Annotated in this window: 14 protein-coding genes; 6 read left to right on the plus strand and 8 right to left on the minus strand. The window is 59.6% G+C overall.

The annotated features are described in order from the left end of the window. Positions 1–8 precede the first annotated feature (8 nt). Positions 9–431 (minus strand): SufE family protein, encoded by a 423-nt coding sequence (locus RTCIAT899_RS05340; RefSeq protein WP_015339210.1) that lies wholly within the window; start codon positions 429–431, stop codon positions 9–11. Between the two features lie 130 nt (positions 432–561). Then, the gene (locus tag RTCIAT899_RS05345; RefSeq protein ID WP_015339211.1) at positions 562–1,026 is read right to left on the minus strand and encodes a DUF5330 domain-containing protein; all 465 of its coding nucleotides are present in this window, start codon (positions 1,024–1,026) and stop codon (positions 562–564) included. Positions 1,027–1,478: 452 nt separating this feature from the next. Here RTCIAT899_RS05345 and RTCIAT899_RS05350 point away from each other — a divergent pair, with 452 nt between their 5' ends. The 3 genes from RTCIAT899_RS05350 to RTCIAT899_RS05360 all read left to right on the plus strand — a co-directional run bounded on the left by RTCIAT899_RS05350 (position 1,479) and on the right by RTCIAT899_RS05360 (position 4,483). Further along, the gene (locus RTCIAT899_RS05350) at positions 1,479–3,032 is read left to right on the plus strand and encodes a sensor histidine kinase (RefSeq protein WP_041677305.1); all 1,554 of its coding nucleotides are present in this window, start codon (positions 1,479–1,481) and stop codon (positions 3,030–3,032) included. Then, positions 3,004–4,029 (plus strand): peptidoglycan-binding domain-containing protein, encoded by a 1,026-nt coding sequence (locus RTCIAT899_RS05355; RefSeq protein ID WP_015339213.1) that lies wholly within the window; start codon positions 3,004–3,006, stop codon positions 4,027–4,029. The genes RTCIAT899_RS05350 and RTCIAT899_RS05355 overlap by 29 nt, the downstream gene beginning before the upstream one ends. A gap of 94 nt (positions 4,030–4,123) precedes the next feature. Then, positions 4,124–4,483 carry a DUF1491 family protein gene (locus RTCIAT899_RS05360; RefSeq protein ID WP_015339214.1) on the plus strand — a complete coding sequence of 120 codons (360 nt, stop codon included), beginning with the start codon at positions 4,124–4,126 and terminating at the stop codon, positions 4,481–4,483. Positions 4,484–4,490: 7 nt separating this feature from the next. Here the strand turns inward: RTCIAT899_RS05360 and RTCIAT899_RS05365 are convergent, their stop codons facing one another. Continuing rightward, positions 4,491–5,498: a DUF2336 domain-containing protein gene (locus RTCIAT899_RS05365; protein WP_051043250.1), complete on the minus strand. Its 1,008-nt coding sequence runs from the start codon at positions 5,496–5,498 to the stop codon at positions 4,491–4,493. 442 nt (positions 5,499–5,940) lie between these two features. Next, positions 5,941–6,147 (minus strand): hypothetical protein, encoded by a 207-nt coding sequence (locus RTCIAT899_RS05370; RefSeq protein WP_015339216.1) that lies wholly within the window; start codon positions 6,145–6,147, stop codon positions 5,941–5,943. 524 nt (positions 6,148–6,671) lie between these two features. On the opposite strand from RTCIAT899_RS05370, the gene RTCIAT899_RS33750 reads away from it, so the two are divergent. Beyond that, positions 6,672–6,839, plus strand: coding sequence for a hypothetical protein (locus tag RTCIAT899_RS33750; RefSeq protein ID WP_015339217.1), 168 nt, complete (start codon positions 6,672–6,674; stop codon positions 6,837–6,839). A gap of 197 nt (positions 6,840–7,036) precedes the next feature. On the opposite strand, the gene RTCIAT899_RS05375 is transcribed toward RTCIAT899_RS33750, so the two are convergent. The 3 genes from RTCIAT899_RS05375 to RTCIAT899_RS05385 all read right to left on the minus strand — a co-directional run bounded on the left by RTCIAT899_RS05375 (position 7,037) and on the right by RTCIAT899_RS05385 (position 10,600). Beyond that, positions 7,037–7,585, minus strand: a complete 549-nt coding sequence (locus RTCIAT899_RS05375) for a DUF1254 domain-containing protein (protein ID WP_015339218.1) — start codon at positions 7,583–7,585, stop codon at positions 7,037–7,039. Then, positions 7,578–8,165, minus strand: a complete 588-nt coding sequence (locus tag RTCIAT899_RS05380) for a DUF1214 domain-containing protein (RefSeq protein WP_015339219.1) — start codon at positions 8,163–8,165, stop codon at positions 7,578–7,580. The genes RTCIAT899_RS05375 and RTCIAT899_RS05380 overlap by 8 nt, the downstream gene beginning before the upstream one ends. 215 nt (positions 8,166–8,380) lie before the next feature. After that, positions 8,381–10,600 carry a transglycosylase domain-containing protein gene (locus tag RTCIAT899_RS05385; RefSeq protein WP_041677307.1) on the minus strand — a complete coding sequence of 740 codons (2,220 nt, stop codon included), beginning with the start codon at positions 10,598–10,600 and terminating at the stop codon, positions 8,381–8,383. 163 nt (positions 10,601–10,763) lie between these two features. Here RTCIAT899_RS05385 and RTCIAT899_RS05390 point away from each other — a divergent pair, with 163 nt between their 5' ends. Then, the gene (locus tag RTCIAT899_RS05390) at positions 10,764–11,252 is read left to right on the plus strand and encodes a YcgN family cysteine cluster protein (RefSeq protein WP_041677828.1); all 489 of its coding nucleotides are present in this window, start codon (positions 10,764–10,766) and stop codon (positions 11,250–11,252) included. On the opposite strand, the gene RTCIAT899_RS05395 is transcribed toward RTCIAT899_RS05390, so the two are convergent. Then, positions 11,230–11,559: an MmcQ/YjbR family DNA-binding protein gene (locus tag RTCIAT899_RS05395; protein WP_041677829.1), complete on the minus strand. Its 330-nt coding sequence runs from the start codon at positions 11,557–11,559 to the stop codon at positions 11,230–11,232. The genes RTCIAT899_RS05390 and RTCIAT899_RS05395 overlap by 23 nt on opposite strands. A 159-nt stretch (positions 11,560–11,718) precedes the next feature. Between RTCIAT899_RS05395 and RTCIAT899_RS05400 the strand changes: the two genes are divergently transcribed. After that, positions 11,719–12,027, plus strand: a complete 309-nt coding sequence (locus RTCIAT899_RS05400) for a Dabb family protein (protein WP_015339223.1) — start codon at positions 11,719–11,721, stop codon at positions 12,025–12,027. Positions 12,028–12,202 lie beyond the last annotated feature (175 nt).

A 12,202-nucleotide genomic window follows, 5' to 3' on the forward strand; every position in this document is an offset into this window, starting at 1 on the left:
AATCTAACCTATGCCGCGGTCCTGACCCGAGCCTCTTCGCGAATACGCTTGATCATCGAGCGCAATCCATTGGCGCGCTGCGAGGAGAGATGCTCCACCAGGCCGATCTTGCCGAAGACGTCGAGTGCGTCGAGAGCGGCGATTTCCGAAGCCGGCTTTCCGGAATAGGTTGCAAGCACGATCGCCACCAACCCCCGCACGATATGCGCGTCTGAATCGCCTTCAAAGGTCAATATCGGATTGTCCGGATCGCCAGACGCGTGCGTGACGAGCCAGACCTGGCTCGCGCAACCCTGGACCTTGTTCTCAAGCGTCCGCTTTTCCTCCGGCAGATCAGGCAAAGCCTTCCCGAGTTCGATCACAAAGCGATAGCGGTCCTCCCATTCGTCTAGGAAGGAAAAGTCTTCGATGATCTTGTCGAGCGGTGTCATTGCAGCAGTCCAAATTGTCCGTTGCCTTGGATATAGGCGAAACCATGCGTGATTTGAACCCGGGACAAGAAAGAACGCCGCTAACCATAAAAGGTCCGCGGCGCAGAAGTTGGGGCCAATGGAAGAAATGTCAGATATGTGGGCGCGGCATCGGCAGCGGAATGGAGGACGGCAGCTTGACCGTGCCGGTCACGACGACGTCGGCCGTTTCGGTGCCGGGAATGCGCTTGGCCGGCATCGGCTGGGTCATGGCAGCGACCTGATCGGTGTTAGCGTGAGGCGTCGCGACATCGGCTTCGGCGGCAGACTGCTGATCCTTGAAGTGGCGGCCGAGCATATCGTAGGCGACGCGGGCGCCGTCGCCGACCTGATAGCCGAGGGCCGTCAGAGTTTCGCCGCCCTTGGCACAGACATCCGGCTTCTCATTGCACATGGCGCCGACATATTGCACGACACCGGAGGCGGCTGAAATCGCATCGGAAACCTGTAGCGTCGCTTCGCCTGCCGGCCGGGGAGCACCCTCAGGCTTTGCAAAGATCGGCAGGAACATGAGAACCAGCGAAAACCAGAACCCTGCTCTAATCAGAAACCACATCGCCTAGCCCATCCTCTCTGTCGGTCGGCTCGATCGCCGATTCGGACTTGCCCGCCCGATCTGGTTCGAACCTACCCGGCAGAGGACAACAGCGCTTTTCAAAACTCGGCAGCATTTTCTGCAATTTTGATTCAAATTTTAGTTTTCCGACTTTGAAGAACACTTTGGTTCAAATTGTAGCAATTGATGTTAAGCATGTCTCGTCCGATGCCGTTGATATGCAGGGCTTTGCGGACGCCGGCCTCGTCACAAAAGTTAACGCGCAGCGGAAATATGAATAAAATCCGTTGCTTACCTGCTGTTAACCACAAAAAGCAAAGGTCGCTCGTTCTGCGCCAAAACGGGATTTTGAAGGCTTTTCGGCCGCCCGGCCCGTTCCTTCTTTATTCTTTCCTTAAGCCGGCGGGGCCTATTGTGCAGTCCGATAAGTGACCGTTTTGACGGGTTGTAGCGTGCGCGTATTGAGTGACATTTCTGTCGGGGCTGAAGCTCTCGTGGACCGGGTAGGCCGAAGCTGGCTCTCCCGGACGAGCGGGAATGGCGAAGTCCGTGGACAGGAACTGGCGATCCTGCGCCGGCTTGCGCTCGCCTCTTCCGTCGCGCTATTTGCTGTTCCGGCCAGCCTTTCCTTTATCACCAGCCCCGCCGTGGCGCTGCCTGCCGGCGTGGCCACAGTCTGCGCGGCCTTCCTCTTCTCGGCCGTCGGCAGCATTGCGCTGTCGCGCCAGCGGCCCGAATCTCGTCCGGCGGAGGCGGTTGTCGTCGAGCACCGCGACCTGATGCTGGAGTCGGCCTTCGGTCTCGTCCTGCTGCTCGATTCCCAAGGCAATGTGACCACGGTCGGCGGTCGGGACCGTGCAGAATTCCTGATCTGGATGCGCGATCCCACAGGGCGTGGTTTCGTCGAGCAGATTCATGTTTCGGACAGAATTGTCTTCCTGCAGGCAATCGATGTGCTGCGCCAGGGCAGGGATGCCCATGGCGCCGATTTGCGGCTGGAGCGCTCCGCCGTCGTGGGTGGCGATCAGCAGTTCGTTCATGTGCGGATGGAATTGAGTGCACGCCGCGATGCCGAAGGGCATCTGACGGCGATCATCGGGCAATTGCGCGATATCTCGCAGGACCAGCAGCTTCGCGATGATGCGGCGCGCAAGACGGCCGAAGCGGAATCCGCCAACGACGCCAAGTCACGCTTCCTCGCTGCCGTCAGCCACGAACTGCGCACGCCGCTCAACGCCATCCTGGGCTTCTCCGATATCCTGAGCGGCGAATACTTCGGCAAACTGGAAAATGACCGCCAGCGCGAATATGTCGGCTTGATCCGCCAGTCGGGCGCCCATCTTCTGTCGGTCGTCAATACCATGCTCGACATGAGCAAGATCGAGGCTGGCCGCTACGAACTGCTGCTCGAATCCTTCGCGATCGAGGACACCATTGCGACCTGCGAAGCAATGCTCGGGCTGCAGGCGAAGGAGAAGGGGCTGACGCTGACGAGCCGTATCCAGCGCGGTCTCGGCGAGATCGTCGCCGACCAGCGGGCGATCCAGCAGATCCTCATCAACCTCGTCGGCAATGCCATCAAGTTCACCGATGCCGGCGGCGCGATCACCATCGACGCGGCCTTGGCCGATGGCATGTTGAAGCTGTCGATCGGCGATACGGGCATCGGCATTGCCAGTGAGCGCCTTGCCTCGCTCGGCCAGCCCTTCGTGCAGATCCAGAACGATTACACCCGTCGTTACGCCGGCACCGGGCTCGGTCTGTCGCTGGTCAAGGGCCTCGTCGGCCTGCACGGCGGAAACTTCTCGATTGCCAGCGCGCCGGGCGAGGGCACGGTCATTACCATCCTCATTCCGTTCGACGGCTCCGGTGCCGTGACGATGCAGCAGCCTGTGGATGTCAATCGCCCTGTCGATTTTCCGCCGCGCCTGAAACATACTGTGGAGATAGATGAAGGGCGAAACAAGGAACTGATGAATGGCCCCGCAAAAGCGAAAATCGCCTAAGGGAAGAGGAAGGGGCAAGCGCAAGCAGCCCGGCCTGGCTTCCCGTGGTGCGGTTGCCCTTGGCAGCCTGAGCCTGCGCGGCAGCACCGCGCTGGGCGGCCTTGGCCTTCGCGGTGCGGGTGCGCTCGCCGCTCTGATCGGCAGTGCAGTCGGCCGTCATCCCGCCATTGCCGGTGGCGTTGCGCTCTTCTTCGGAGTTTTCGGTTTCGTTACCGCCAATGCGCTCTGGTATCAGACGGGCGCGCATCCATCGCCCATATTGCGGACCCGTGATCCGGCGTCTCCCTATCAGATCCCCGGCCGCAGATCCTTTTTGCACGCACAGCAGGCCGACGCCGGCAATGTCACCACCTTCCGGATCGAGCGGCAGGATTCGGCGTCCGATCTCGCCCCGCCGTCGTCAACCGGCCAGGTCGCAGCACAATCGCCCAGCACGCCGTCGAAACTCATTGCCGATATCCAGGGCGAACTTATCCGACACGGCCTCTATGACGGCGCGGTTGATGGAAAGCCGGGATCGCGCACGACATCGGCTATCCTTTTCTTCCAGGAGGCCTCGGGCCTCTCACAGACCGGCACGCCGACGCCGGAACTTCTCGCCGCCCTTAAGGCCAGCAATGCCGCCAACGCCCAGGCTGCAAGCTACAGAACGAATACGACAGCTATTGTTCCCGCCGCGCGCCCCGTCAATATTTCCGCTACGGCGGATGCGATCGACCCGGTTGCCGCCGCCATCCAGAATGCCGAAAAGAACATTAAGACCGGCGCCGTCGCGGCCAAGGCGACGCCGAGCGATGCGGTCAACACGGTCAATATGGTCATGCAGATCCAGAAGGGCCTGAGCAACATCGCCTACAGCAACGTCAGCATCGACGGTGTTGCCGGAGAGCAGACGAAGGCAGCTATCCGGCGGTTCCAGAAGCACTATCGCTTGCCGGAGACCGGGGAGCCGAACATGGCGGTCCTCAAGAAGCTGCAGGATATCGGCGCGCTTTGAGCGTATCGTCCTAACGCTTATCCCTCGAGTTGGTACAATCGGGTAGGGGATGGCTTCGATTGCCTTGGCGCCCCCCCGCCGCTATAGCTCCCCTATGAGATTGCGCAGCGACATCTTTGTTTCAGCTCTTGTCCGCCGCCTGTTCGCCAGGGGCGATTTTGCTGCCGTGGAGCGCAAGGGCGAGGAGCAGGCAGGCGCGATCTTCATCCGCCAGCGTTTCCGCGACGGATTAGAGACCCTTTACGCGCCGGCACCGCAGAGCCTCTTCGATGAGGAGGAGAGCGGTACGCGGCTTTTCGAAATCCGCGTCGACCGCAGGGAGCCGCAGGAAATCCGCGAAACCCTTGATCGCGAGCTGAAGTTCGATCCCGATTTATGGATCGTCGAGCTTGAGACGGACGATATCGGCGATATCGTCCCCTTGGCCGGTTTCTGCGCCAATCCGTTGGATTGAGCCGTCCTTATCGACGGTTCGCCACGCGTAACGCGCGCGTGGACGCCGAATTCGGCCCGAACAGCGGTGTTGCAGGACGCTGGGAAGGTTTTTCCTGTGGCAGGTAGGTGTAGCTGTCGGCGCGGCGCCAGGCCTCGACGCGCGCCTGACTTTCTTCCGCATCGATATCATCGAGCACCAGCCATGCCCGGCTGACGCTGCCGTGTCGTTCGGCCAAGTGCGGATAGAAGCGCTCGATCGAATAGACGGCATCGGCGATACCCATGCCGAGGCTGACGAGCGTGACAGCGAGTTGTTGCCCCGAAGTGTCGAGCAGGATGCGTTCGGCGAGCCAATAGCTCGAGGAGAGGGCGTCGGCGAGCGTCGTTGCGAATTGCACCGCATCGCGCTCGCGCGCGAAGCGGACGAGGAGTGCCTCCTGCGTCTCGCTGAGGCTGCGCAGACCGAGCCGGTCGCTGTCGTCGCGGGTCAGATGGCGCGCAGCCTGTTTGATCTGCTGCCGCAGGATTTCCTCACGCGATTGCCGTTCGGTTTCTGACGTCTGGGCCTGCGATGAAACCATATCAACTGGCTGCTCCGCCACTGCCATACCGCGTTCCGGCTCGGCCTGGTGCAGACCCACGAGCGCGTCTATGACTTTCGGGGACAGGGACGAGCGGCGGACGATCGCGCGCGCGTGGGCGGCCCCTTGCGTGCGGGCAATGGTGATAAGCGTTTCGTCATCGATCGCTTGCGAGCTTGTCAGGAAGGGAGCGGCGATCGCGATCGGCTGACAGCCGATGAACAGGGCAACGGCCTGCGGCACCGTTTCGCATTGGGAAAGGGCGGCAACGGCCTGTCGCTTCGCTTCATCGGAGGATGCCTGGAAAACGGGGGTGAAAAGCTCGGCGAACTGTCGAAGCTCCGATTTGGACGGATGGCCCATGCCCTCGAAGCTGGTGATCGTCGCCATCAGAACCACGTCCTTCTTGCGGACAGTCGCAGGCTCTTCAAGGTCTCGAAACCGATCACGCACGCCAACACCCATACTGATACGCCGAACAAAAAAGCAGGGAGCCCCAAGATCGACCATGGCTTCCGCTTCAATTCACTCCAGTCGAACCGGACGACTCTTTTGATAAAGAGGACATCCTCGGCGATGACTGTCGAAACGGGTATGGACACGGTCGTCCTTATCTGGCTTTCGCGAAAGACTAAGGCCGGCAGGGTTAATGGTTCGTGAAAACTTTATTAAAATCCGAATAAAAATTGCGCGTTAAGCTTGCGCGAGGGGTGCAGCGGCATTTTGTCCGTATGGACGGCAGTTTGGGGCGCAAGCGGGCCTGTGGAAAACCTTTCTCGGCGTAGGCGTCCATAGGTAGATTCAACCTATGGGTGCGTCCGTTGCGGAGATAGTCAAAAGCGACGTCACCCGCTGCAAAAGCGGAGATCCGGCCTCTTGATGCCGATGGGATTCTTTAGATGCCCTTATGCTCGCGCAAGGCCGCGAGCAGCTTCTCCGAGGTGTTGTAGCCGGATTGGAAAAGGCCGATTGCCGCCGTGGCCGCGAACTGGGCTTCCGTACTCTTAATATCGATCCGCTTTTCCAGGCACCACCCGTCCAGCGCATTACGCAGGACCGTGACATCCTCCGGTGAAAAGACGGAACTGCCCGTCGCAAACATTGATTGCCCTCGAATTTCAATTCTTACATTACGTTAATTTTTCGTGAGCGCAAATAATATTTGTGTGACGCTTTTCTGCAACGCGATGCCTCCCGCTCTGTTTGCGTGGAAGCTCATAATCGCAGTTAAGTATATAATATTATTAGATTTTATAGGAAAGCCGGCAGTTGGAATTTTTCCGATGGTGATGAAACCAAAGCTGCCGCCGGAGCGTTAATAGGGTATGACGAACGATATCGGAAATGCCACGCGACGAGAATTAGCATTCTGTTAACTGCGATATGTATGAATTCCGATTGGCAGCAGCCATTGGCAGAATGTGATCGAGTGTAAAGAAAGCATGGGAGCCAAAAATCGGTGCTCATGCCACGGTGTAAGGGAAATGCCGTGAGAAGGCGTAGATGCCTCTATCGAAGCCCCTAGCAGAGAGGCTGGATGGAGGGAAGCGCTAGCCCGCTTCAGCGGCGGGCAGGGTGAAATCCAGTCGCAGGTTCATCCGTCTCGAGACGTTAATGGAGACGAGAATGGCAAAGATCATATCTCTTTCGGATTGGCGTTTGCGTCTGCCGCCGCGCGCCCAGAAGGAACCGGTGGAGGCGAGAATACTTTTGTTCACCGGCGTGCGTTACGAACATCTTGATACGCCAACGCATCGTCCCGGCGCGGGACCGAAGCGGGCAAAAGGGAAATAATCACTTCAAGCGAGCAAGTGCGCAGCGCATTCGCGCGCACTTGTCGCCTGCGGCCGCAATCAGCTGTTCCGCGCTCATACCGCCAGCTATCCCGGATCAACCTAGCTCCAGCCGCTTAATTGGCGGCCTGCGGTTCCAGCAATATCTCAGCCCCAGGAATATCTCAGCCCCAGGAATATCTCAGCCCCAGGAATATCTCAGCCATTGTCGAATTCGTCGCACCCGGCCTGTGAGAGAAATTCCCGCGCCGCATCGTCGAAGCTTGCCTGCGGCGCCATCGTGCGCAGCACCGCATAACCCTGAGCGCGCGGCACTTCCACCAGGATCGATTGGGCAAGGGCGGGCGGTAGTGCCTTGCGTATGCCTGTCAGCTGAACGGGGGATGCAAGCAGCAGGTCGAGCGCTCCGCCGACCGATGTGCGGTCGCTCATGCTGAACACTTCATTGGATGCGGCGTCATAGATGGCAAGCGACCAGAACGGCACCTTGCCCTTCGCTGTCAAATGAACGGGCATGTCCTCAATGTCGAAGGCGCAGACGGCGGTGCGGATGTAGGGATCGGTATTGGAAAGTCCCGCGTCATCGTCCTTGTTGTCGAGCATATAGAAATGGTTCTCGTCGCCTTCGTCCGACACACGCGTATAGGCGTCACGATCGGAGAAGTGCGGCAGCGACAGAATGATGATGATATGCAGTAGTACCGCACCGAATAGGCCGGTCAGGATCGCGAAGACGAATCTAAACATTGCCGCACCCGATCTTCTCGAGTTTCGGCATGCCAAGATCGATCAGGCCGGAATTGCTGGCTGCCGGCGAATCCAGGAGCGTCCATACCAGACGGAAATTGCCAGACGGGGGCAAGGCGAGCCAATTGCCCGCCTGGGCTGAGGATGAAACGGTGATGTTGAAGGTCGAATCCGGCTTGCGCAGCACCACCCAGGAATTGATGGTGGAGGGGCGGCCGGCACCATCCTCGATCGGCCGGCCGTCATTGCCGGCGATGAAGAGGGTCCATAGTCTCGCCGGCGGCGTCTGGCCGCTGATGCGGTAGGTACAGTTCGCCGTCAATCTCGCGCCGCCATCGTCGTCGGAGGCGGTAAACACAAGCCCTTCGGCGGTGCCATAGAGCAGCCGCCCGGCACGCGCTCTATGGGATTTCGCATAAGGGTCCGCATCCGCTGTCTGCATTTCGGGGAAAGCCTGCCAGGCGCCAAGCTTGATCGCGCCGAAGCCGGAGGTGGCATCCAGCGCCAGAAGCGTGAACACGATCCCGCCGCCAAAGGCGATGACAAGCGAAAGCGCAACAAGAAGGGGAACTCGGAACACCCTGGGATCGTCCTCGTGACAAATCAGTGCCGATTTATTCCTGATTCTGGCGGTAGGGGGAAGGGCAAGCCACTATTTACGGCTGTCTTGAGAACAATGGCGAAGATCGGGAATAGCAGCGGACATGCAAAACACCGGCCGTCGTCCTTCGGTTCGACGGCGGGTTTGCCACTGTTATCTGCGTCGCGCCGCGGCGCATTTTCTGGGGAAACCGGTTATTCAGGCGCCGTCGTGTTGCGATGCTCCGCCGTCGCCACCTTCTGCGCGCCGAGTGGTGTTGCAGCTTTCAGCCTTTCGCCGATATCGCGCAGGATGTTCGTGGAGTCGACCGAAAGCGAGCGCGGACGCACCAATGGCGGCAGGCCGCCACTGGCGGGGTCGGCGGGCTTCTTGGCGGCAACGGTTTGCGGCTTCTGTACAGGGAACGGCGTGGCGATGCCCGGGATCGGCTTCAGCACGATGCCCTGATTAGCGTAATCCATGATCTTCTTGAAGGTCATAGCCGGCAGGGTGCCGCCCGTCATATTGTTGGTGGAGGTATAGTCGTCGTTGCCGAACCAGACCGCGCAGGTGTAATTGCCCGTAAAGCCGATGAACCAGGCGTCGCGATAGGCCTGCGTGGTACCGGTCTTGCCGCCAACCACGATGCCGTTGTCGAGAGCTGCCTTGCGGCCGGTGCCGATCACCGGAACCTGCGTCAGCATCTGGTTCATGTAGGACGTGGCTTTTTCGCTGAGAACCCGTTTTGCAGGGAACTCGTCGTGACTGAAATCGTAGAGCACCTTGCCGTCATAGCCGGTGATCTGCTCGATGCCGTGACGCCGCGACTGCATGCCGTTGGCCGGGAAGACGGCATAGGCGGTCGCCTGGTCGAGAACGGTCACTTCCGATGTGCCGATCGGAATGGTCTTGTCGTTGCGGATCGGCGTCTCGACCCCCATGGCCTTGGCCATGTTGCGGATCGGCTGAATGCCGAATTTCTCCTTGGCGAGCCGTACGGGGATGGTGTTGATCGACTGCGTCAGCGCCTGGGTGAGCGTCACCTTGCCTTCGTAGCGGTTCTCGTAATTGTGCGGGCTCCAGTTGCCCCAGCTGATCGGCGCATCGACGATGGTGGATGTCGGCGTCATGCCATTCTCCATCGCCACTGAGTAGGTATAGATCTTGAAGGATGAACCGGGCTGGCGCAGCGCCTTGGTCGCGCGGTTGAACTGGCTTTCGCCGTAATCGCTGCCGCCGACCATGGCGCGCAGCGCGCCGCCGTTTTCGATGACGACGGAAGCGCCCTGTTTGGCCTTATAGCGCTCGCCGAACTCCATCAGACTGGATTGAACCGAATCTTCTGCCGCCTTCTGTAGTCCCATATCGATGGTCGTACGCACGATCAGCGAGCGCTCGGGAAAGCGCGTAGCAAGCCGCTGCACCTCATCGAAGGCCCAATCGAGGAAATAATCCGGGGATTCGATCTGGGCGCGGTCGACCACCGAAGCCGGGTTGCGCCGCGCGGCGACGACCTGTCCCTCGGTCATCAGCCCGCTCTGCACGAGATTGGACAGCACGTCGTTGGCGCGGGCACGCGCTGCCGGTAGATTGACATGCGGCGCATATTTCGCCGGCGCCTTGAAGAGGCCGGCGAGCATCGCGGCTTCGGCCAGATTGACGTCGGTAATGCTCTTGCCGAAATAGAATTGCGCCGCCGCCGCTGCGCCGAAGGTGCCGCCGCCCATATAGGTGCGGTCGAGATAGAGGCTCAGGATCTCCTTCTTGGAGAGATTGGCCTCGAGCCAGATCGCCAGGAAGGCTTCCTTGACCTTGCGTTCGATGGAGCGCTCGTTGCTGAGGAAGATGTTCTTGGCAAGCTGCTGCGTCAGCGTCGAACCGCCTTGGACGACACCACCGGCTTGCGCATTGACGGTGACCGCGCGGAACAGGCCGATCACATCGATGCCGAAATGGTCGAAGAAGCGCCGGTCCTCGGTCGCCAGCACCGCCTTGATGAAATAATCCGGCAGCTGGTCGACCGGCACGGAATTCTCGTGAATGATGCCGCGATGGCCGATGACATTGCCGTAGCGGTCGAGGAAGGTGACGGCGAAATTGCCGCGGTTGCGCCAATCCCCCTGCGTCGCTTCGAAGGCCGGCATGGCGAGCATCAGCATGACGACGGAACCGGCTGTTCCCAGCGTCAAGCCCTCACCGAGCAATTCGAAAAAGATACGTTTCCAGCCGCGAACGCGGAAGCGGCGGAAGAAGATGGTGATCTCCTCCCATGCCTGGGCGAGACCGAAGCCGGCATTCCATAAAGTGGAATCGATCCATGAATCGAGGCGCAAGAAGAAATAGCGCTTTCGACGCCGTGGCTTTTCGGCCCCGTTATCCCTAGGCGTCTCGGGCTCCCTATTCGGCCCGTTTTCTGGATTGGATGGGTCTTCCACGCTCTACTTCCCGACCACATTACTGCCGCGTGTCTCCTTGTGGCACACGCAAAGCCCATTATCTCATAGAACGGCTAATTGAATAATTGGTTGATTTAGAGAAAAGAACAAGAGACATGCATGCCGCAGCCCGAATTCCTTTCGGGTGGCGAGGACGATGACGATGACAGACGAAGTGCCCTTCTGGAAAAGCAAGACCCTGGCGGAGATGACTTCGTCGGAATGGGAGAGCCTTTGCGACGGCTGTGGCCTCTGTTGTCTCAACAAGCTCGAGGAGTGGGATAGCGGCGACGTCTATTTCACCTCGATCCGCTGCAAGCTGATGGATGGCGAAAGCTGTCGTTGCACCAGCTATCCGAACCGCTGGGATTTCGTGCCGGATTGCGTGCAGCTGACGCCCGAGAAAGTGCCGGAGCTGCAATGGCTGCCGCCCACCTGCGCCTACCGCCTCGTCGACGAGAGCCGCGATCTCTATTGGTGGCATCCGCTGATCTCGGGCGATCCGGAAACGGTGCATATAGCGGGTGTCTCTGCCCAAGGGCGCACCATCAGCGAAAACGATGTCGCTCTCGATGATTTCGAGGATTATGTTGTCGACTGGCCGCTGACCGTCGAGGACGACATGATGCCTAATCCTCCGGCAAAGCCATAGATTTCGGCGCTGTATTCCGCCAGGCCTGGCGCACCAGCCTTCTGACTTCCTCGTTTCCGGCATCGCGATGGAAAAGTCGCGTCCACCCTTTCAGGCCCCAGCTGCCGGGCACGGCGGCGACATATTCAGGCATGATGGTCGAAGCCATCTGCTGCTGGTCCGGCGTCAACTTGACGACGCAGAAATCCGGTCCCCGAAGTGTCATGAAGATCTTGCCCCGCACGCGAAAGTCGCGGGTTCCGAAGTGTGAGCTCTCTGCTGCCTCCGGCAGGTCAAGGGCAAGGGATAGAAGGTCCTCGTCGGTCATGGCCGCGATGATAACACGCTGCGCCGCCATACCGTAAATAATGGGCGCCTGCGTGACCTGCGACGAAACGGTTCGCGAAGCGAAGGGGCCTGTTTATTGAATTGCACCCACACGCATGGTATCGCGCGATGCCCCCGCATATGCACAAGGAGCCGCCGCGTGATCCGCCATATCGTCTTCTTCACCGTTCCCGATCGCGCCAAGCTTGAGGAGGTCCGTTCCGGCCTCTCGATCCTCACGGCCATTCCGCATGCGCGGCTTTTGGAGATCGGCACCAACGTCAAGACCGATCAGCTCGGAACCGAAGTCGATCTGGTGGTTTACGGCGAATTTGACGACGAGGCGGCATTGGCGGCTTACAAGGCCCATCCGAATTACCAGCGCTCCATCGAGCGCGTTCGTCCACTGCGCGAAATGCGCATTGCAGCAGACTATGAGACGGTGACGGCCGCCCGTGAACCTTTCTGAACGTCTGGCTCCGCAGAACCATTTCCCGCCAGCCCTTTCAATGGATTGAGCACGCGAGCGGAATCGGATTGTCGGCAACCGGATTCTCGGCTTGAGGTTCTTGAATCAACTTTTGAAGCTCCGGATTCAACTTGAGAAGAATTCGCGGCAAGCGATTCAAAGGACTCAAGGAAAT

Source organism: Rhizobium tropici CIAT 899, from assembly GCF_000330885.1.
Lineage (GTDB): Bacteria > Pseudomonadota > Alphaproteobacteria > Rhizobiales > Rhizobiaceae > Rhizobium > Rhizobium tropici.